We start from the raw sequence: 20,153 nt of genomic DNA on the forward strand, positions 1-20,153 counted from the left end.
AAAACTTATTTAGATTTTTTTTCAACAAATGATGCTATTCTTTCCACTGCTTCCTCTAATAGCTCTAACGAGGTTGCATATGACAGACGAATATTATCTGGTGCACCAAAGCCAGATCCTGGTACAACGGCAACATTCGCCTCTTCCAACAAGGCTGTGGAAAAGTCATCAACATTTCCGTATCCACAAGCTGTTGCAGCATTTTTCACATTCGGAAATAAGTAAAACGCTCCCTGTGGCATTAAACACGAAATACCATCAATAGCTATAAGCTTGTCATAAATTATATTTAATCGTTTCTCAAAAGCGATTCTCATCTCTTCAACAGCTTCTTGCGAACCACTGTAGGCTGCAATAGCACCATATTGAGCCATAACGGCTGGATTGGAAGTGCTGTGACTAGCTAAATCAGTCATAGCTGAAATTATTTGCTTATCCCCTGCTGCATACCCTATTCTCCAGCCAGTCATTGAATGTGATTTAGACACTCCGTTAATAATAATGGTTTGTGCTTTAAGTTCAGGTGATAACTCAGCAATTGACACATGCTTATCGTCCCCATAAATTAACTTTTCGTATATTTCATCTGAGACAATTAAAATGTTATGTTCTAAACAAACTGCACCAAGTTCATGGAGTTCATCTGCTGTATACATCATACCGGTTGGGTTACTAGGTGAATTTAGAATAATAGCCTTTGTTTTTTCCGTTATAGCTTCTTTAAGCTGTGACGCTGTAATTTTAAATTGTTGTGCTTCTGCTCCCACAATATAGGTCGGAATGCCTCCAGCTAATTTTACTTGCTCAGGATAGCTTACCCAATAAGGTGTAGGAATTATTACTTCATCGCCTTCATTTAATACTACTTGAAATAAAGTATACAAAGCATGCTTTGCACCTGAACAAACAATAATCTCATGGTTTGAATAAGTCAGTCCTTGATCATGTTTAAACTTTTTAATTATTTCTTCCTTCAGTGCTGGTAATCCTCCTGAGGGTGTATATTTCGTATGACCTTCATACATTGATTTGCTGGCAGCTTCAATAATGTGATCAGGGGTATTAAAGTCAGGTTCACCAGCACCTAGACCGATAACATCATAACCAGCTGCTTTTAATTCCTTCGCCTTTGCCGTAATCGCTAATGTCGATGACGGAGTTAAAGCTTCTACACGTTTTGATATAAACATTACAATTGCCTCCTAATAAATATTATTATAAGAAAAGTCCAGGCGTCAAAAGAGGCTAATAACTACGAAGAACTTTACATTTAGGTCCGTTGCACTTTTTTTGAAATGACAATAATGCCGTTCATAATAAGAAAAGCAACAGCCGATGACACCATGGCTAAACGTATTCAACAAGTGAGACGTATAAATTCTAAATACAATATCTCTTCAAAAATTCGCCCCCATCAAAAGAGACGTAATAATAGCAATAGCTGTCATCAGAATCTATGTAAGTTATTTCCCAAAGTGGTACTTCATTTTCCATTCCGAGTGTAACAGATACAATTTTTTTCGTTTCTAATTTATTTGTTACTATGTCAATCGCTTGTTGTTCATCTATCCCATCTTCTAGCTTACGTATAAACAGTTTGTTACTTTTTGTTATATGTAAACGAGGAACCCATACAGCAATTCTTTCGTCTTCTTCTGAAATACCGATGACGACATCATAGCTATCTACACCTGAGTATGTATAAACATGTTCTATTTGCTTTATATCAGAGTAATGTTGAGCAGCTTTAATGGCAGATTGTTGACGTTCATTTTTTTCTGATATTGCTGTCCGCAATGAATCAAAACCAAGAATTGCAAATATTAGCAGTGCAATAACAACAACAATGGAACTATATCGAGCAAATTTCATTGCTTACGTTCTATAAATAGTGAAGATGGCTTTTGATTGATCATCTTTATCAAGAGCAAGACCAAACATTAAATCCTCACGCTTTAATGTACGATTAAGAAGGTCAACAACTTTATACAAATCTGGTGAGTTTTCAATTTTAAGAGTAGAAATAACTTCAACTTTACTATCCATTCAAAAAAATCCTCCATACTTAATATCAATTTTTGTAACTTATGATTTAAAAAAGAGCGGGTACAATATTAGTACACCACAGCTTTTGATTATCATTATAACAAGGATAAATTAAAAAACGTACAATAATCTAAAAAAAATCCTGTCCCACATCACCTCCACAATAGTGGAGGTTTTTTAACATAAAAAGTATATGCTTTTCAACCTAGATTAGTGTCTAGCTCCATCGCCTGGCCCCTCGAGGTCTTCAGCCGTCTCCTGCCGGAGGGAAGGCCTTTCCTACGGGATAGGTCTTCAGCTGGACGGGCTGAGCAAGGCACTTGCGCTTTTCTTACTGAGACAAGAAGAATACAACCTCTACCTCCCTCATTGTTGTTAATCTGTAGTCGCGGTAAAAGCTAAATTCACATTTTATTTTTGCATAATGAATTTTCAAAACAAGTAAAGGACCTCTTTTCATACGCAGTTGTCTTCAAGAAATACCTCTTTTAATAAGCGGTTAGCCTCTTTACAGGTTTTTATTTAAACTACAAGCTAATGAGTTAACAACCGTATAGCGTTACGTAGTATACAAAGGTTAAATTATTTACCATGTTATTTTTACCATGTTATTAATCGATAAATAATGGTGCTAAATCATAATGGTAAAAGAGGCCTTAATAGACCTCCTTGCTACATTACCAGTTATGAACAACATACATTATTTACCTCGCTATACTTTGCAGCGAAATAGTAATGATCTTATATTGTGTGTCATCTATTCTTATTGTTACATTCCCAAACTGCTCTAATATATATACATCTATCCAGGTCTCATGCAATCTTTCAACTAGAGCATGATTAGGAGCAATATTATTTTTATTAAAAATAATCGCGACCTGAGGATCAATATGAGATACAAAGTCCTGAGTAGCACCTTCACCTGTTCCAAACTCAGCCACCTTGTATATATCAACGTCTGACAAATCAACGCCCTTTAACTGCTTTTCTACACTCTTATTCGAACTAGACATAAATAAAATATAGGTTTTTTCGTATTGAAATAAAATGTCCATTTCAGCTATGTTATTTTTATTTATCGTCTCATGAAGTATTTTTGCTGATAGACCTGGCAAAAGTTCGTACTTTTGATCCTTTTTCCATGTTATTTTAGGAATCAATATATTGCCCTTTTGATAATTGGGTGCATGTTCCCCGACTATAATAGACTCTACATCATACTCGGTCATCACAAAATCTAAATTACTTGTGTACTGAATGTCATCTTTAGTAATTACTACATATTTCAACTTTTTGATATTGTATGTTTTAAGAAGAACCTTCAATTCTTCTTGTGTTTCAGGCCCACCAGTGTTAATAAGAATATTATCTCCTTGGGCATCTTGAACTAATGTTGCTTCACCACTTGATAAACTCAAAAAAGTAAACGCAATTTCTTGCTCCTTTAATTTTAAATCTATTCGCTCTATATCATCGGATATATTGACACCGTTTATATGAGCCATGATAAGAGTAAGAATTAGACATACTCCTTTAAACAAGAAGTAACACCTCTTTTATTATAGTTTCTTCAATTCATTTAACCTTTTGACGAGCGGTTCCATCTCTTCATGATAAATAGGAACTTCTGGTAAGGATTTAATGAATGAAGGGCCGTATGACGCATAAATAATTCGATGATCAAGTACAACTAATACGCCCTTAGAATTGTTTGAACGTATTAAGCGACCAAATCCTTGTTTAAAGCGTATAATCGCATCTGGTAAGGATACATCATAAAATGGACTACCTCCTTGCTCAAGAGCTTTTTCACTCCTTGCAGACATGACAGGTTCATTTGGCGGACTAAAAGGTAAACGCACTAAAACAACACAACCAAAATCTTTAGGTGTTGCGTCAATACCTTCCCAAAGCGAATAAGTACCCATCAGGATGGAATTTTCAAGACTGTAGTAATTTTTAATTAATTTCTTTCTATTTCCACTAGATATGCCTTGGCATAATAAAATGTATGACTGTAACTCTTCACTATTTTTTAATATTTGATACGCCATAGATAACATCTCATGTGAGGTGAAAAGTAATAATGTGCGGCCATCGACAGCTGTAATAATCTTCTTAATGTACTCACAAATGTTAAATACAAACATGTCTTGAGGTACCTTTTTTATGTCTGGTAACCCTTTCGGAACTAAAATTGCTGCCTTTTCCTTATAATTGTAAGGTGATTCAATTCTAGTCTTTACTGGAAAAAAATCTACTAAACCTAATCTTTGTTCAATAAAGGAGAATGATACATCTATTGTTAATGTCGCTGACGTTAAAATAACACTCTTCTTATGCATGTACAACTGATTTGCTAGTGGTTCAGCTACAGTCATAGCTCTTCTAAATAAAGTTGCTGCATTTTCCGCACCTTTTGTTTCAATTTCAACCCAATTTAAATATTCTTCATCATCATTAGCAAAAAAAACATCCTCTATGAGAGAATACATCTCATTCAGATTATCGATCACCTTAATAGTCTTTGCTAGAAAAATCTCATCTTCCAATTGAGAGAATATATGTAACTCTCTGACATATGAGATCTGTTTTGAAAGATCTGATATAAGCTTAGCTACCCCCTCACATACGTTAGCAGCGTATGTTGTAAGGTTTATAAACATATCGTTATCGGCCTGCTTTGATGGAACAATCCGATAGCTTGCAATTGAAGGTATTGAATTGTTTTTAGTCATTTTTAACGTATATTGACGAAGAGCTCTAAAAAACAAATCAACATCTTCACGCAACTGAATAAGCTGGCTTACTGAGACTGCTCTGCGTAATTCACTAGGTGCATTATTAATTCGTAATAACTCATTTAGCTTTTGAACTAGCCCTCCTATGCCAGACACACCAAGCTGTTGTATGTAATGGTGAATCGTTACGTAATCAAATTCTATACCGTTCACGTTTGCATAGACGTCCTCAAAATGATGCGCTTCATCTATAATAACAGCATCATATTTAGGGAGCATACTCTCTTGCTTTAAATCCGAGGCTAACAAGGCGTGATTAATCACAATAATATCAGCCTGTTCGACTCGATCCAGGGCACGTCTGAAGAAGCTCAAATTGCTTTGTACATTTATCTTATTTTCGTACCCACAATGAATATCTTCCCAAACAAGTAATCCACCTGTTGATAAATTTAATTCATCAACATCACCCGCTTCTGTCTCTGTTAGCCAAACTACTATTTGAGCTAGTGTTAAAGTAATATCGTAGTTTCTTGTATCATATTGCTGGAGATAATGAGCTAGTTTTTGAATATGAATAAAGTGATGTCGTCCCTTTAGCATTGCAAAAGTATAAGACACGTTTAGTAAATCACGTATCTTAGGTAAATCTCGCTCAACTAATTGAGACTGTAAATTAGTTGTGTATGTGCTTATTATAACCGGCTTCCTAGCTTGTAAAGCCTGTATAATTGCTGGAATACTGTATGCGATTGTTTTTCCAACACCCGCTCCTGCTTCTATAAGGGCATGCTGATTTGTTTGTAAACAATCTGCAACTATATCCATCATTTGTAATTGAGAATCTCTCGTTCCTAATTGTGATTTATCTGCGTAAGTAATAAGCTTATTACGAATATCCTCATACGTCATTACCACCTTGTCATGGTTTAATACAGGTGGTTGTTTTTTTACTGCAATTCCATCGTACACATCATAAGCGTTTGGATCGTATTGATACAACCTAGAATCAATCACTTGCAAAAGTAAACTTCTAATGTCACTTTTGAAACCTTTTGATAGCTTTTCTAAATGCTTTAAAGCTTCAATCGGAAGCTTTTTTAATTTATTTAGTAACTCTAATAGAATATATGTAGTAACAAGTGCATCACTATCTGCTCGATGAGGATTGTCATGCTCAAACCCAAAATAATCTGCTAAATGCTCAAGCTTGTAGCTTTGTATAGTTGGATACAGCACTCGTGATAGTTCCACAGTATCTATTGTAGGACCGAACACACCTAAAAACCCACTAGAAAGTAGTTCCTCTTTTAAAAAGCTTAAATCAAAAGGCACATTGTGGGCTACAAAATATGAGTCGCTAAACATATCCCAAAGCAAAGGAGCTAAATCTGCAAATATAGGTGCTTTAGCCACCATTTCATTTGTAATTCCAGTCAGATCTTGTATAAACTGTGGAATAGGAATACCTGGATTAACAAAGCTTTCAAATGTCTCTACAATCTGATCATTCTCAACCAATAAGGCAGCGACTTGTATAATTTTCGCACCATCTTTGGGTGTATTGCCTGTAGTTTCAAGATCAATAATTACATATCTATTTAACATATCGCGAATAACTCCGTCCAAATTGTCATCTTGTTCATATCTTACATGAGTTTTCACAAAAAGTCCAAGCACCCACTTAAGATAAAATACTCTTAAACACGAAAGCGAAAATTTAAAAGTCTCCCACCAGATTATAGGCAGGAGACTTTTGTTTAATGACTGCGTTAACGGTACGTGTTGATTTTAAAGTACAGTTGAAGCTGGTTCATGATCAATCATTTTTTCAATTTCATTGTTTTCATTTAATATCGCCACTTTTGGAGTATGTGTTGAAATATCTGCATTCGGTACAAGTGCATACGAAATAATAATTACAATATCATCCTTCTGAACAAGTCTTGCCGCTGCACCATTCAAACAAATTACACCACTACCCCGTTCCCCAGGAATAATGTATGTTTCTAGACGAGCACCATTATTATTGTTAACAATCTGAACTTTTTCATTAGGAACCATTCCGACTGCATCTAGTATATCTTCATCTATCGTGATCGAACCAACATAATTTAAATTCGCTTCTGTAACACGTGCGCGATGTATTTTTGCATTCATCATTGTACGAAACATTATATCAAACTCCTTTATTCCGGAATTGTTAGTGTTATATTATCTATTAAACGTGCTTTAGAGAACTTTACAGCAACAGCAACCACTATTCTACCTCTAAGTTTCTCTATTAATTTTAACTCCGGATATGAATATATCTCAACATAGTCAATTGTTCCACTAGTAAATTTTGTAATGTGCTCTGTAATTGAGTGTATAATAGTAAGCGGCGATGTTTCACCTTCTAATATTTCACTTTTAGCCATTTGTAAACTTTGATAAATAGTAGGAGCTTCGTCACGCTCTTTTTCTGATAAATATACATTTCTCGAACTCTTTGCTAACCCATCATTTTCACGTACGGTCTCACAAGGTACTATTGTAATTGGCATATTTAAATCTTTGATTAGCCCCTCTATAACAGCAACTTGTTGAGCATCCTTCATTCCAAAATACGCTCTATGAGGCATAACTATATTAAATAACTTTGTTACAACCGTTGCCACGCCGTCAAAATGCCCCTCTCTTTTTCTACCACAGAGAACATTAATTCGCTTATGAACTACAACAGATGCCGTCAATTCATTAGGATACATTTCTTCTTTTGTAGGATAAAAGATAAAATCTACGCTATTATCTTTAGCCAAATTTTCATCATGTTGGTAGTCGCGCGGATATGAGTCAAAGTCCTCGTTCGGTCCAAACTGTAATGGGTTTACAAATATACTCAAAACAACAATATCATTTTCAGTTCGAGCTTTTTGTAGTAAAGAAAGGTGACCTTCATGTAAGTATCCCATTGTTGGTACAAAACCAATTGTTTTTCCTTTAAGCTTCTCAGACTGAAGAGTGCTTTGAAGCTCACGAATAGATGTGATGGTTTTCATTTATTTTCCTCCATAGAGTGCCTGTAAATCTTCTTCTTTCATTGTGAAAGTATGTTGCTTTTCTGGAAATTTTTGACTTCTCACGTCCTGTACATATGCTAACAGACCCTTCTTAATCGGATCATCTATATTTGAGAATTGTTTAACGAACTTAGGCACACGAGATACACCATAATTTAGTACATCATGATAGACAAGAACTTGCCCATCTGTCTCGACTCCGGCTCCAATTCCAATAGTAGGTATTTGTAATGCTTTTGATACTTGTGATGCAAGTTGATGTGGTATACATTCTAGAACTAAAGCAAATGCTCCAGCTTGCTGACACTTTTTTGCATCTTCTATCAGCTTTCTAGCTGCTTTCGCATCCTTTCCTTGCACTTTATAACCACCAAGTACTCCTACTGATTGAGGCGTTAAGCCTAAATGAGCTACAACCGGAATACCGGCTTTTGTCATCGCATGTATAATAGGTAGAACATCATCGGCCCCCTCAACCTTGACTGCATGAGCCCCTGTTTGTTGAATTATGTCCTTCGCATTTCGAAGTGCGTCTTCTAATGAAATGTGATAGGACATAAATGGCATGTCCACTACTATGAATGTATCCTTCGCACCACGCTTTACAGCTTTGCCATGATGAACCATATCTTGGACAGTCACTGGTATTGTGGAATCATAGCCTAACACAACCATACCCAGTGAGTCTCCAACTAAAATCATGTCAACTTCTGCTTGTTCAGCATATAAAGCTGATGGATAGTCGTACGCTGTAAGCATCACAATTTTTTCACTTTGTTCCTTCATCTTTAAAAAATCAAGAGTTTGTTTCAAGTCACATCTTCTCCTCTCACTTAGTTTAGAGGAGATGAAAAACCGAAATAACCTTCTTTCCCACAGAGAAAGAAGGATTGGTAAATGACAGTTCCGGCTTAAATCATCCCTCTGTCCCTGTCCGATACCGGATCAAGGCAGACACAATTATTAACATGACACTTTGTATAGGTGCAGTTCATTTGATACCGCCCTATCCATTATTATACATAAATTTTTCAATCTTTCTAGTTCTAATCTTGAAAATGAATATCGCCAGAATATACTTTATGAATTTGACCGTCGGCTGTTTCAATTAATAACACTCCATCATCCGTAATCCCTAATGCAGTGCCTTCTGTTACTTGTGCCAATGACTGAACTTTTATTTTTTTTCCTAAACTAATAGCATATGATTCCCATAATATTTTAATAGTTGTAAAACCATGCTCAAGATACGTTATGTATAATTTTTCAAAGTTATGTAATATAGATTGAATAAGAAGAGATCGATCAATACGCTTGTTGGCTTCAATTGCTAATGAAGTAGCAATATTAGTTATATCTTCAGGGAACTCTCCTTTTTCTTGATTACAATTAACCCCAATACCAATAATCACAGAGCCAATCCGATCAGCTTCCGCTTGCATTTCTGTTAAAATACCGATTGCCTTTTTCTCTTTGATTAATATATCATTGGGCCATTTTATTTGTGGCATAACATCGATTACTTCCTCGATTGCTTGAGCAACAGCTACTGCTGTCAATAATGTTAACTGCGGCGCTTTTTGTGGTGCTATTTGGGGACGTAATATTAAACTCATCCAAACACCGGTTTTTCTCGGTGAGTGCCAATGTCTATTCAATCTGCCGCGCCCAGCAGTCTGCGCTTCAGCAACAACAATGGTCCCCTCAGGAACACCTTCTAACGCTAAACGTTGAGCAATCTTTTGAGTTGAATCAACTTCTTCTTCAAAATGAATATGGCGACCTAGTATATCAGTTTGTAAGCCTAGTGTTATTTCATTTGCTGTAATTTTATCAGGTTTGTCAATAATGCGATAACCTAGTTTTCGAATACCTTCGAGCTTAAAACCTTCCTTTCGAAGGTCTTCCATGTGCTTCCATACAGCTGTACGTGAACATCCTAGCTCTCTGCTGATTCTCTCCCCAGATACAAAGTCACCATTAGCATCAGAAAAAATCCTTAATAATGTTTTACGGATGTCTGTTTGCATTTGATCAGCCACTCCCTTACAGCAACTTTTGTATTCTCAAGCTGCCCATTCAATATCTGTAGTTCAATGTTTGCTAACCATTCACCAATAGCAGGACCACGTTCTATTTGTAACCATTCAGCCACATCATGCCCCGTTACAGCTATTTGCTTTTTATTATGAATTGGCAATGCAGCAAATTGGCTTCTAAACGCAGCAAGGTGAGGTTCAGGGTCTAGCTCACCATGAATAGCACGTATTCTTTCAACCTCTAGTACTGTTTCAAGTCCCGCATCATACAATGTTTTGTTAGTCCAAGCCCCATCTTTAGTAAGGTAATGTATATTGGAAGAAACTGATCGAATAACTTTCATGGGAAGCTTCCACTTTTTCAGGCACATCTTTACATCCTCTAAGTCTAGTAAATAAACAAACATTGTCCATCTTTCTGTTGCAGTAGTAAGCTGCTCCCATTTTATGTGAATAAATGTATCAACGTTAATATCACTATTAATGCAGGGCATGTATTTTATTAATGTTGTTTCAAACATTAATTTAATAGCGGCGGATGCATTTATGCCAGCTAATATCTTTTCAAATTCAGTAGAAATCCTTTCTATCGAAACATGCTTTAATAACGCAGCGTGTTTTATAATAGCTTGTATTGTTCTCTCTGCTAAATTAAAACTTAATTGTGCACAAAATCGGATCGCTCGTAACATACGTAATGCATCCTCATGAAATCGGTCTTCAGGCTTACCGACTGTTATAATTTCACGATTAAGTATAGCTTGTTGACCTAAAAAAGGATCAATAATATGTCCATCTTTCGTCATTGCCATCGCATTCATAGTAAAATCACGACGTTTTAAATCTTCAATAAGGCTATCAATGAATACTACAGACGCAGGTCTTCTAAAATCTTTATACTCCTCGTCTTGGCGAAATGTTGTTACTTCATATGAACTTTCCTTATGTATCACAACAATGGTTCCATGTTCGGCACCTACATCTATCGTTTTGGGAAACAATTCTAATATTTGATGTGGTAGCGCAGATGTCGCTATATCTATGTCTTTAATGTCTCGCCCAAGTATGACATCACGAACAGCTCCGCCAACAAAAAATGCATTATAACCATTTTCTTCTAACTTATCGATTATTGGCAAGGCTTCTCTAAACTGTTCATGCATCCTTTCCACATCCTTATTCCTCTTTTACTAATCGTTCGTATATTGCTTCATATTGACTTACAATTTTTTCCGATAAAAAGCGTTCTTTAACATATGTTATTGCATTATGTGACATCGTTTTATGTAATTGTTCGTCTTGTAAGATCTGAATTGCTTTTTGAGAAACTTCGTCTACTGCTCCTAATTCGCACAGATATCCTGTTTGACCATCTGCTATTACTTCTGGAATGCCTCCAATCTTTGTACCAATACAAGGGACACCACATGCCATCGCTTCTAATAACACGAGACCAAAGCTCTCTTTTTCTGATAAGAGCAGCTTTAAATCACTGATAGAATATAAGTCTTCAACGTTTTCTTGTTTGCCTAAATATAAGACAGAATTCTCTATACCAAGCTCTCGCACCACACGTACTGCAGTAGACAATTCAGGACCATCTCCCACAAGTAATAGCTTGCTATCTACCTCTTTGTTTATTTGATAAAAAGCATGGATCACATCTGGAACACGTTTTACATGTCGAAAATTTGATACATGAATAACAACCTTTTCGTGCGACTTAATGCCATACTCTTCTCGTAAGTGCTGACAGGCCTCTTTTTTTCCATATACACGTTCATCTATAAAATTGTAAACTGTTTCAATGTCCTTATTAGGCTGAATAATATCATTCGTTTGTTCGACCAAGGCATTTGAAACAGCTGTCACTACATCTGACTTTTCTATTCCAAATCGAATTAAATCTATCAAGGATGGATCGGATCCAAGAACAGTTATATCTGTTCCATGCAAGGTTGTTACTATTTTTGGATTTGACTCAACCATTTGCTTAGCTAACAACGCACAAACAGCATGAGGAATGGCATAATGTGCATGTAGAATATCCAATTCCTCCCGTTTTACTACTTCTGCAATTTTACTAGCTAAAGCTAAATCATATGGAGGGTACCGAAACACTGAATACTGATTTACCTCCACTTCATGATAGTAAATGTTGTGGTACACCTTTCCAAGCCTAAAGGGCATGCTAGAAGAAATAAAATGAATTTCATGACCTCGCTCGGCTAAAAGCTTACCTAATTCTGTAGCTACTACTCCCGATCCACCTACAGTTGGATAGCAAATTATTCCTATACGTAACATATTACGTCTCCTTCAGTAAGTCTTCTACTAATAAAGGCTTATCTGTCTTGAATCCTTCAGCAAATAAGACGCCTGCTTCTTTGCCGAACAGTGTTTCACGAGCTTTTATCGTAGGTATGTATTGATTGGTGAGCGGTGTTTCAACAGCCCCTTCTGATTTTGTAAATTGACTCTTATACGCCATCAAGGCGGTTATCTTCGTATCCATATAATCTGATATATCTACTAAAAAAGATGGTTTATGAAAACCATTAATCATATAATAATGCATATCCTTAATACGATGAGCTGTTTCGCCCTCTACCTCATACTTTCGAATACCAGCAGAAAAAACAGCCTCTTTGACTAACTGTGCACAATGACCATGGTCTGGATGTCTGTCAATCGGATATGGTGCGAACACAATTGTTGGTTTATATTTACGAATAACGGATACGACCTTACGAATAGCTTCATCAGTCACATATAAACCTCGATCTGGTAGACCTAAATTCAGACGTAGATCTAATTGTAAAATTTCAGCTGCTTCAGCTGCTTCGTTCTTCCGAAGAGACACTGTGCCATTAGAGGACAATTCGGCTTCTGTTAAATCACAAATACCAATTTTATAACCTTTGGCAACCCATTTTGCAATACTTCCTGCCATACCTATTTCTACATCATCCGCATGTGCACCGAACGCTAAAATATCTAATTTCATAAGTTTTCCTCGTCTTTTTTTGTTTGCTCATGAATTATTTCACGCCAATGCATGTCGCCTCGACGAATACCTTGCACTAAAATTTCAGCAGTCCCCATATTTGTTGCCAATGGTATGGCATACACATCACAGAGGCGAACTAGTGCCGTTACGTCTGGCTCATGTGGCTGAGCTGTCAATGGGTCACGGAAAAAGAAAATAACATCCATCTCATTTTTAGCGATAAGAGCACCAATTTCCTGATCGCCTCCGAGAGGACCTGATTGAAATCTATGTATGTTTAAACCAGTTGCTTCCATAATTTTTAAACCAGTTGTACCAGTTGCATAAAGCTCGTGCTGTGCAAATATTTGTTTATATGCAGTTACAAACTGTATTAAATCATTTTTTTTTCGATCGTGAGCAATTAAAGATATTTTCATTTTGTTGTTCCTCTTTCCTTTGTTTATTACTCAATGATATTTTCTAGCCCATATACAAGTGTGTCAATTCCAACAACTGTGTCGACAGATAGTTTCACACCTGTCATGAAAGATTCTCTTGTAAACGAATCGTGACGAATAGTAAGAGCTTGTCCTTGACCGCCGAACAATACTTGCTGATGGGCAATAAGTCCTGGCAAACGAACACTATGAATTTTCATCCCTTCAAAATCTGCCCCTCTTGCTCCAGCTAATGTTTCTTTCTCTTGTTCATGGCCCTGTCCTTTTGCTTCACGAACCGTCGAAATCATTTGAGCTGTTTTAATGGCCGTTCCTGATGGTGCGTCTAACTTTTGATCATGATGCATTTCAATAATTTCAACATTTGGCAAGTATTTCGCTGCCATTTGAGAGAATTTCATCATTAAGATAGCACCAATAGCAAAGTTTGGCGCGATAATCGCTCCTATGTTTTTATCATGACACAATTGCTCAATCTCTTGAAGATCTTTGTCTGTGAAGCCTGTTGTTCCAACAACCGGCCTTACACCATACTGAAGTGCAGTTTTCGTATGACGAACACCAACTTCAGGTGTCGTTAAATCAATTAATACGTCTGCTTTAATAGATTGTAAACACGAATCTAAATCTGTATAAACAGGGACATCAACTGAATTCGTAGAATGATCCCCCTCATAGGATCTGTCAACAACGGCAACTAATTGATAGTTATTAGTGTTATTAACAAGCTTAACTGCCTCACTTCCCATACGTCCACGGTATCCCGAAATAACAATACTAATTTGCTTACTCAACTTGACCACCTACTCCATCTTGTTGTATTTTTGTCCAACGATCTTTGTCACGCGTTTGAAATTTATTCATAACGAGACGGTGAGAATCAGCCAGATCTATTTGCAGAGAATTTGCCATACAAGTAATAACAAATAACAAATCTCCTATTTCCTCTTCAATTGCTTTTGTTTTTTCAGAAGCCTTCTTAGGTTTTTCACCATAATAATGATTAACCTCGCGTGCTAACTCCCCTAGTTCCTCTGTTAATCGGGCTAACATAGCTAAGGGGCTAAAATAACCTTCTTTAAATTGGCTTATGTATGAATCCACTTCAGCCTGCATTTCTTTAATAGTTATATGTTCCATTTTTGTCACCTCTAATTAATTATCGTATCGAATTCACACGCATTTGACAAACATTTCATGCTTTTTTATTTGGATTGTGTTTCCATGATACGTAATTTATAATTGTTGTTGCAATCTTAAATAAAAAAAAATGAAGTAATAAGTAATAGTGAAAAAGATAATGCTTATTTTAAAGGAGTTTTCTAATATGAAGTTTGGATTGAAGATTAAAAATATTTTATACATACTTATTGGTTCAGCCATTTTTGCTTTCGGCTTAATTAACTTTAATATTCAAAATAATCTCGGTGAAGGTGGGTTTACCGGGATTACATTATTGCTGTTTTTCTTATTTAAATTTGACCCAGCCTACACAAATTTGATTTTAAATATTCCTTTATTTTTTATTGGCTGGAAGTTTCTTGGACGTACTGCTTTCTTATATACTATTATCGGCACTGTTAGCTTATCAGTGTTCTTACGAATTTTCCAAGAGTACCCAGTTAATATGCCACTAATAGATGATTTAATGTTAGCTGCTCTATTTGCTGGTGTCTTTGTGGGAGTTGGATTAGGTATTGTTTTTCGATACGGTGGAACGACTGGTGGAGTAGATATAATTGCACGATTAGCACACAAATATATCGGTTGGAGCATGGGTAAAACGATGTTTATGTTTGATGCCTGTGTAATAGTCGCATCTATTATCTTTTATTTGTCTTACAGAGAAGGTATGTATACTCTTGTAGCTGTTTTTGTTGGAGCTCGCGTTATTGACTTTATGCAAGAAGGAGCTTATGCAGCAAGAGGTGCTACTATTATATCAGATTTTAGCTTTGAAATTGCTGAAAAAATCATGTTAGAAATGGATCGTGGCGTCACTGTCTTAAAAGGACAAGGCTCTTTTACAAAAAAAGATCGTAACGTTCTATACTGTGTCGTTGGTCGAAACGAGATTGTACGTCTTAAAAATGTTATTCATACAGTTGACCCTCATGCTTTTGTCGCTGTAAGTGAAGTACATGATGTGCTGGGAGAAGGATTTACTCTTGATGAAAACAAAAATCCTCTTGAGAGGTGAAACCAAATTTTAAGATTACAGAGTTGATTTAAGTGCTTGTTTACAATAATGTATAACGGATGTTATTGTCTTTGACATCCGTTTTCCTAATTTAAACTAACCTTTGTTTGTGACCATCTTTACTACAAGACATAGTTAGTTATCGAATTTTCAATAAAATTAAACGTTAATACTTCCTCCATTAAAGTTTAACTTAAGCAAACAGATAAATAAAAAAATGTAAATGTAAATACCATCTAATAAAACAACTGTTTTTCAAAGTGCATTGAGACTCGAAATAGACTTTTTAAACTCTTAATAACTCAAACACCTTTAAACATTAATCATCAATTCCCTCCTCACCTTAATATCAAACTTCTCTAAGGTATATCTAAATGCAACTCTTGGCATTATATCTTTGTTCCTCTTTATATATTCATAGACACAATTCAATTCCATTGTAGACAAGACTTTCAGCTCCACCCATACCCTTAGGTGATGATCATCATCCATCAATTTGTCAGCAATGAGGATTAATGTCTCGTTAATTTTTATTTGTTTAATTGATGTTTTAAATTTATTTCTTTCGTATCTGCTTTTTAAAGTAAAAAATCCCCCTTGAAGACAGCAAAGATACTGTCTTCCCAAGAGGGGTTTTTTGTATTGTATTATTTCATTCAATTCATTTAAAACAATTAATCCTCTTGTGTCATACCTGTGTACATGAGTATAAAACGAACTAACTCCAATACAGCTACAGCTGCGGCGGCAACATAAGTCAATGCTGCGGCATTTAGTACTTTACGAGTGTGACGCTCTTCTTCATTACGAATAACACCTACTGCAACAATCTGATCCATCGCTCTTGATGACGCATTAAACTCAACTGGTAATGTGACAACTTGAAACAATACTGCCGCTGCCATAAAAACAATACCTAATAGAAGCGCGCCACTCAATTGGAAAAATATTCCCGCTAAAATAAATAACCAAGAGATATTTGATCCGATGTTAGCGACTGGAACTAGTGCGTGTCTAAATCTTAAAAACGCATAATTCTCGCTATCCTGCATAGCATGACCAACCTCATGAGCTGCAATAGCGGCACCTGCAACAGAGTGACCATGATAATTTTGGCTTGATAAGCGCACAACCTTTGAGCGAGGATCGTAATGATCCGAAAGAACACCACGTGTTTCTTCAACTCTTACGTCATATAACCCATTGTGATCAAGTATACGACGGGCAACTTCTGCTCCTGTCATTTGAGAAGAAGATGGAACGCGAGAGTACTTTTTGTATGCACTTTTCACACGCATTTGTGCCCACAAAGGTACAATAATGAGGATTGCAAAGTAGATTAGAAACATTTTGTATTTTTCCTCCGTACTGTTGTAATTTAATCCCCAAACAGAATGTTCAAGGCTTATCTTAATTTTCTTATAGGTTTACTGAGTTGTCAATTTTTTTGTCTACTTCTTTCACGTTGTCTCGTTGCTTTGTATTTTTTCCACCCTACATAGGTTAACGTAGCAATGATGATACTACCGGTTGTAATTATAACCCAGTATAAAGATGGGTCCGCTTCATCCTCTTCAACACCATCAAATATTGACTGTAGTTCACTATCCACCAAAGCTAAATAATGTCCAGCTTCCACTGAAGAAACCGCTTCTGCATTAACTTTATCTAACCAACTAATATGTGAATCTAACGTCTGTATTATTGTCGGATCAACACTAATCATTAAGCTTGGATGAATCATTTCATATAGACGAAAGAATTCGGTTAAATGTGCGCTATACTCATTAGATTGTTTTTGCTCATACGAAGACATGACATTTCCTAACTTCCCCATCACAGTATGTTCTAATTCACCCCATAACGGATTGTACTCTGATCGTATAGCATCAATTACAAGACGAAATTGAATGGCTTTATCTACTTTTATATGATGAGGAATGGATGATGTAGCTATAGCATGGAGAGCATTGCTATGAGTAACAGTCATAATACGAAGCTCATCCATTGTGTATGTACGTTCAAAAAAATCAAGTTCATAAAACTCCTCAGAGAATTGATCAAGAAGCTTTTTGGCGGTATCATATCTTTCTTGTTTGACCATTTCCAATACATCATCCGATATATCGACTAACCTTGTCCAATCATTGTCTGTACTTGCAATCGTAATTGTTGGCATTATAGTAAATAGAATAAATACCCAAATTATCATTGCCCGCATCCTGCATGTCCCCCTTATAGCTTCTAATTCATATGTATGTATGGGTGGACAAGAGTAGACCTATAATTGGACAACTTACTTTAATTTCGTGACATTGAAAGTGTTAATCTGCTTTTTCGTATACCAACATAATAGCCAATAAATATACTTAATACACTTAGCCAAAAAGTAAAATAGCCAATTTCTGCATAATATTGATTTAAATCATGATACCATGGCATCATATTAAAAACGTAATCAATAATATCATTATGAAGAACTACAATTGCAGCAACTGCTAAATGCCACAGCTTAAAACGATAAAATGGTGCGAACAAGACACCTTCTATGGCCATCGCGCCATGGGAAACCATCAACATTAATCCAATAGGATTTAGTGCTCCATCTTGAATAAATAAAAGTGCATTTAAGACAACAGCCCAAACTCCATATTTAAAAAGTGATACGACAGCCAGCGCTTCCATAATAGGCCACTGTTTTCCTAATAAATAAGATCCTATAACAAAACAAAAAAACAAAGAAGCTGTTGGACTATCTGGAACGAACATTAAAAATTGTGGTGGTGTTTCTATAAGCTGTGACCCATACCATATGTATCCATAAATAGTCCCCGCAACATTTATAATAAATAATAACCATAGAACGGGCCTGTCACTCAAAAATCGTATTATATTTACAAACAATTAACTCACCTACTTTTTGATAAATTAGGAATTAGCAATAACCTCTCAACATTTCACCAATGGCAAGTATGTTAAGTAATTATAGAAATATCATTTTTATTATTTTACTGAATCAAAGCTTATTCATGAAAGAACTCGTTAATATGTGGAATTTTGTATATTATTACAGCTTAAAGTTTTTTGATTATGAATAAAAAGCTGACCTATACGGTCAGCTTTTTTACAATTATTTACTAGAAACTTCAGCTATAAACTCAGACAGCACCTTTAATTCTTCGTCAGTACCTTTAAAAATACCTGCTGCCATGTCTCCTATACCATTAACAGCAACATTAGACACATGTTCAGCATCAAATCCACCGCCTACAAGAGCAGGACCAACGCCAGTTACGCCTTGTAAATTGTCGCCGTGACAACCAATACAGCTTTGTGCAGTATAAATAGCATAGCCTTCCGCATTTTTGTCAACTTCTACTTCTTTAACTATCTTCCCTTGTTCTGCAGCAGCTTCCCAGTCATGAGTAGCTACAGAGAACCATGTCAAATGTACAATCGCAGCTATTGACAATAGCATCATTCCGGTTGTTATTGGGCGTTTCGATGGTCTTCTTTCAGGACCTTGATCCAAAAATGGCGCTAAAAGTAGTGCCGTAAACGCAAGACCAGGTATAACAACAGCACCAATTACATTGTATGGACCAGATGCATACGTGTATTTTAATAATTGATATAAAAATAAGAAATACCAGTCTGGTAATGGAATATATAAAGTGTCAGTCGGATCAGCTACACGCTCAAGCGGTGATGGGTGCGCTATTGCTAAAGCTATGTAACCAACTAGAAATACTGAACCTACCATCCATTCTTTAAGTAAGAAGTTTGGCCAAAAAGCCTCCGTCTTACCTGGAAATTCAGAATAATCTTTTGGAATATTAGGTTTACGATTTGCTGGTACACGTGAATCACCAACAAACTTCATACCTTTCCCTCTATGCATGCCGCTCTCCCTCCTTCATAAGTACTCTCAAAAAATTTTATAGTGGTCCAGAAATACCTTGTTTTCGAATCATAATGAAGTGAGCAGCCATTAATCCTAGCAACGCACCTGGTAAGAAAAATACATGAATAGCAAAGAATCGTGTTAATGTTTGAGCTCCAACAATTTCTGGATGTCCAGCTAATAATGTTTTAACCGCTGGACCGATAAGAGGCACAGATTCGGCAATTTGCAGGCCAACTTTTGTTGCAAAAAGCGCTTTCATATCCCAAGGAAGTAGATATCCTGTAAAACCTAGTCCTAACATAACGCCAAAAATTAAAACTCCAACGATCCAGTTAAGCTCACGAGGCTTTTTATAGGCACCTTGGAAAAATACACGAAGAGTATGTAAAAACATCATGACAATAACAAGACTGGCTCCCCAGTGGTGCATACCTCGAACAATTTGTCCAAATGCAACTTCATTTTGAAGATAGTATACTGATTCCCAAGCATTTTTTATGTCAGGAACATAATACATCGTTAAAAACATTCCAGATAGAATTTGAATTACTGTTACAAAAAACGTTAAACCACCAAAGCAATATACAAACGCAGAAAAATGATGCGCTGGATTAACATGCTCTGGAACTTCATGGTCAGCAATATCGCGCCACATTGGCGTAATATCTAAACGTTCATCGACCCAATCGTATATTTTGTTTAACATCT

21 protein-coding genes are annotated in these 20,153 nt (G+C 36.1%); 1 reads left to right on the top strand and 20 read right to left on the bottom strand.

Going from position 1 to position 20,153, the window contains the following annotated elements; translation table 11 throughout:
* Nucleotides 1-5: 5 nt before the first annotated feature.
* The 15 genes from EJF36_RS11160 to EJF36_RS11230 all read right to left on the bottom strand — a co-directional run bounded on the left by EJF36_RS11160 (nt 6) and on the right by EJF36_RS11230 (nt 14,478).
* The gene (locus EJF36_RS11160) at nt 6-1,190 is read right to left on the bottom strand and encodes a pyridoxal phosphate-dependent aminotransferase (RefSeq protein WP_125906399.1); all 1,185 of its coding nucleotides are present in this window, start codon (nt 1,188-1,190) and stop codon (nt 6-8) included.
* A 190-nt stretch (nt 1,191-1,380) separates the two neighbouring features.
* Nucleotides 1,381-1,872: a cell wall elongation regulator TseB-like domain-containing protein gene (locus EJF36_RS11165; RefSeq protein ID WP_125906400.1), complete on the bottom strand. Its 492-nt coding sequence runs from the start codon at nt 1,870-1,872 to the stop codon at nt 1,381-1,383.
* Nucleotides 1,873-1,875: 3 nt separating this feature from the next.
* Complete coding sequence (locus tag EJF36_RS11170) at nt 1,876-2,046, bottom strand: YpmA family protein (protein WP_125906401.1); 171 nt, start codon at nt 2,044-2,046, stop codon at nt 1,876-1,878.
* Between the two features lie 704 nt (nt 2,047-2,750).
* Nucleotides 2,751-3,587 carry a ComEC/Rec2 family competence protein gene (locus tag EJF36_RS11175; RefSeq protein WP_125906402.1) on the bottom strand — a complete coding sequence of 279 codons (837 nt, stop codon included), beginning with the start codon at nt 3,585-3,587 and terminating at the stop codon, nt 2,751-2,753.
* Nucleotides 3,588-3,605: 18 nt separating this feature from the next.
* Nucleotides 3,606-6,452, bottom strand: coding sequence for an ATP-dependent DNA helicase DinG (gene dinG, locus EJF36_RS11180; protein WP_125906403.1), 2,847 nt, complete (start codon nt 6,450-6,452; stop codon nt 3,606-3,608).
* 126 nt (nt 6,453-6,578) lie between these two features.
* On the bottom strand, nt 6,579-6,962 hold the full coding sequence (panD, locus tag EJF36_RS11185; protein WP_125906404.1) for an aspartate 1-decarboxylase: 384 nt from the start codon (nt 6,960-6,962) through the stop codon (nt 6,579-6,581).
* Between the two features lie 14 nt (nt 6,963-6,976).
* Entirely contained in the window at nt 6,977-7,828 is an 852-nt protein-coding gene (gene panC, locus EJF36_RS11190; protein WP_125906405.1) for a pantoate--beta-alanine ligase, read from the bottom strand.
* Nucleotides 7,829-8,662 (bottom strand): 3-methyl-2-oxobutanoate hydroxymethyltransferase, encoded by an 834-nt coding sequence (gene panB, locus EJF36_RS11195; RefSeq protein ID WP_125906406.1) that lies wholly within the window; start codon nt 8,660-8,662, stop codon nt 7,829-7,831.
* A gap of 233 nt (nt 8,663-8,895) precedes the next feature.
* Nucleotides 8,896-9,879, bottom strand: a complete 984-nt coding sequence (locus EJF36_RS11200) for a biotin--[acetyl-CoA-carboxylase] ligase (RefSeq protein ID WP_185806885.1) — start codon at nt 9,877-9,879, stop codon at nt 8,896-8,898.
* Nucleotides 9,849-11,051, bottom strand: a complete 1,203-nt coding sequence (locus EJF36_RS11205) for a CCA tRNA nucleotidyltransferase (RefSeq protein WP_260471990.1) — start codon at nt 11,049-11,051, stop codon at nt 9,849-9,851. The genes EJF36_RS11200 and EJF36_RS11205 overlap by 31 nt, the downstream gene beginning before the upstream one ends.
* Nucleotides 11,052-11,064: 13 nt before the next feature.
* Nucleotides 11,065-12,195, bottom strand: a complete 1,131-nt coding sequence (bshA, locus tag EJF36_RS11210) for an N-acetyl-alpha-D-glucosaminyl L-malate synthase BshA (protein WP_125906409.1) — start codon at nt 12,193-12,195, stop codon at nt 11,065-11,067.
* 1 nt (nt 12,196) lies between these two features.
* Nucleotides 12,197-12,895: a bacillithiol biosynthesis deacetylase BshB1 gene (bshB1, locus tag EJF36_RS11215; protein WP_125906410.1), complete on the bottom strand. Its 699-nt coding sequence runs from the start codon at nt 12,893-12,895 to the stop codon at nt 12,197-12,199.
* Entirely contained in the window at nt 12,892-13,317 is a 426-nt protein-coding gene (gene mgsA / locus EJF36_RS11220) for a methylglyoxal synthase (protein ID WP_125906411.1), read from the bottom strand. Before mgsA ends, bshB1 begins: the two co-directional genes overlap by 4 nt.
* 26 nt (nt 13,318-13,343) lie before the next feature.
* Nucleotides 13,344-14,132 carry a 4-hydroxy-tetrahydrodipicolinate reductase gene (dapB, locus tag EJF36_RS11225; RefSeq protein ID WP_260471881.1) on the bottom strand — a complete coding sequence of 263 codons (789 nt, stop codon included), beginning with the start codon at nt 14,130-14,132 and terminating at the stop codon, nt 13,344-13,346.
* The gene (locus EJF36_RS11230; RefSeq protein ID WP_125906412.1) at nt 14,125-14,478 is read right to left on the bottom strand and encodes a nucleotide pyrophosphohydrolase; all 354 of its coding nucleotides are present in this window, start codon (nt 14,476-14,478) and stop codon (nt 14,125-14,127) included. The genes dapB and EJF36_RS11230 overlap by 8 nt, the downstream gene beginning before the upstream one ends.
* Nucleotides 14,479-14,665: 187 nt before the next feature.
* On the opposite strand from EJF36_RS11230, the gene EJF36_RS11235 reads away from it, so the two are divergent.
* Complete coding sequence (locus EJF36_RS11235; protein ID WP_125906413.1) at nt 14,666-15,538, top strand: YitT family protein; 873 nt, start codon at nt 14,666-14,668, stop codon at nt 15,536-15,538.
* 674 nt (nt 15,539-16,212) lie between these two features.
* On the opposite strand, the gene EJF36_RS11240 is transcribed toward EJF36_RS11235, so the two are convergent.
* From EJF36_RS11240 to qcrB, 5 genes are all read right to left on the bottom strand, one after another.
* Nucleotides 16,213-16,887, bottom strand: coding sequence for a zinc metallopeptidase (locus tag EJF36_RS11240; RefSeq protein WP_125906414.1), 675 nt, complete (start codon nt 16,885-16,887; stop codon nt 16,213-16,215).
* Nucleotides 16,888-16,976: 89 nt separating this feature from the next.
* Nucleotides 16,977-17,750, bottom strand: a complete 774-nt coding sequence (gene ypjB / locus EJF36_RS11245) for a sporulation protein YpjB (protein WP_185806886.1) — start codon at nt 17,748-17,750, stop codon at nt 16,977-16,979.
* An 89-nt stretch (nt 17,751-17,839) separates the two neighbouring features.
* Entirely contained in the window at nt 17,840-18,442 is a 603-nt protein-coding gene (lhaT, locus tag EJF36_RS11250; RefSeq protein ID WP_260471882.1) for a lipoprotein heptaprenylglyceryl N-acetyltransferase LhaT, read from the bottom strand.
* A 226-nt stretch (nt 18,443-18,668) separates the two neighbouring features.
* Nucleotides 18,669-19,439, bottom strand: coding sequence for a menaquinol-cytochrome c reductase cytochrome b/c subunit (locus EJF36_RS11255; protein WP_125906416.1), 771 nt, complete (start codon nt 19,437-19,439; stop codon nt 18,669-18,671).
* A 37-nt stretch (nt 19,440-19,476) separates the two neighbouring features.
* Nucleotides 19,477-20,151, bottom strand: coding sequence for a menaquinol-cytochrome c reductase cytochrome b subunit (gene qcrB, locus EJF36_RS11260; protein ID WP_125906417.1), 675 nt, complete (start codon nt 20,149-20,151; stop codon nt 19,477-19,479).
* Nucleotides 20,152-20,153 lie beyond the last annotated feature (2 nt).

The sequence above is a fragment of the Bacillus sp. HMF5848 genome, from assembly GCF_003944835.1.
Taxonomy (GTDB): domain Bacteria; phylum Bacillota; class Bacilli; order Bacillales; family HMF5848; genus HMF5848.

What these genes read in the sequence shown, in the direction of transcription:
- EJF36_RS11160 (WP_125906399.1), bottom strand. Translation starts at nt 1,190, where the DNA reads ATGTTTATATCAAAACGTGTAGAAGCTTTAACTCCGTCATCGACATTA.
- EJF36_RS11165 (WP_125906400.1), bottom strand. Translation starts at nt 1,872, where the DNA reads ATGAAATTTGCTCGATATAGTTCCATTGTTGTTGTTATTGCACTGCTA.
- EJF36_RS11170 (WP_125906401.1), bottom strand. Translation starts at nt 2,046, where the DNA reads ATGGATAGTAAAGTTGAAGTTATTTCTACTCTTAAAATTGAAAACTCA.
- panD (WP_125906404.1), bottom strand. Translation starts at nt 6,962, where the DNA reads ATGTTTCGTACAATGATGAATGCAAAAATACATCGCGCACGTGTTACA.
- panC (WP_125906405.1), bottom strand. Translation starts at nt 7,828, where the DNA reads ATGAAAACCATCACATCTATTCGTGAGCTTCAAAGCACTCTTCAGTCT.
- EJF36_RS11200 (WP_185806885.1), bottom strand. Translation starts at nt 9,879, where the DNA reads ATGCAAACAGACATCCGTAAAACATTATTAAGGATTTTTTCTGATGCT.
- EJF36_RS11205 (WP_260471990.1), bottom strand. Translation starts at nt 11,051, where the DNA reads ATGCATGAACAGTTTAGAGAAGCCTTGCCAATAATCGATAAGTTAGAA.
- bshA (WP_125906409.1), bottom strand. Translation starts at nt 12,195, where the DNA reads ATGTTACGTATAGGAATAATTTGCTATCCAACTGTAGGTGGATCGGGA.
- bshB1 (WP_125906410.1), bottom strand. Translation starts at nt 12,895, where the DNA reads ATGAAATTAGATATTTTAGCGTTCGGTGCACATGCGGATGATGTAGAA.
- mgsA (WP_125906411.1), bottom strand. Translation starts at nt 13,317, where the DNA reads ATGAAAATATCTTTAATTGCTCACGATCGAAAAAAAAATGATTTAATA.
- EJF36_RS11230 (WP_125906412.1), bottom strand. Translation starts at nt 14,478, where the DNA reads ATGGAACATATAACTATTAAAGAAATGCAGGCTGAAGTGGATTCATAC.
- EJF36_RS11235 (WP_125906413.1), top strand. Translation starts at nt 14,666, where the DNA reads ATGAAGTTTGGATTGAAGATTAAAAATATTTTATACATACTTATTGGT.
- EJF36_RS11240 (WP_125906414.1), bottom strand. Translation starts at nt 16,887, where the DNA reads ATGTTTCTAATCTACTTTGCAATCCTCATTATTGTACCTTTGTGGGCA.
- ypjB (WP_185806886.1), bottom strand. Translation starts at nt 17,750, where the DNA reads ATGATAATTTGGGTATTTATTCTATTTACTATAATGCCAACAATTACG.
- EJF36_RS11255 (WP_125906416.1), bottom strand. Translation starts at nt 19,439, where the DNA reads ATGCATAGAGGGAAAGGTATGAAGTTTGTTGGTGATTCACGTGTACCA.
- qcrB (WP_125906417.1), bottom strand. Translation starts at nt 20,151, where the DNA reads ATGTTAAACAAAATATACGATTGGGTCGATGAACGTTTAGATATTACG.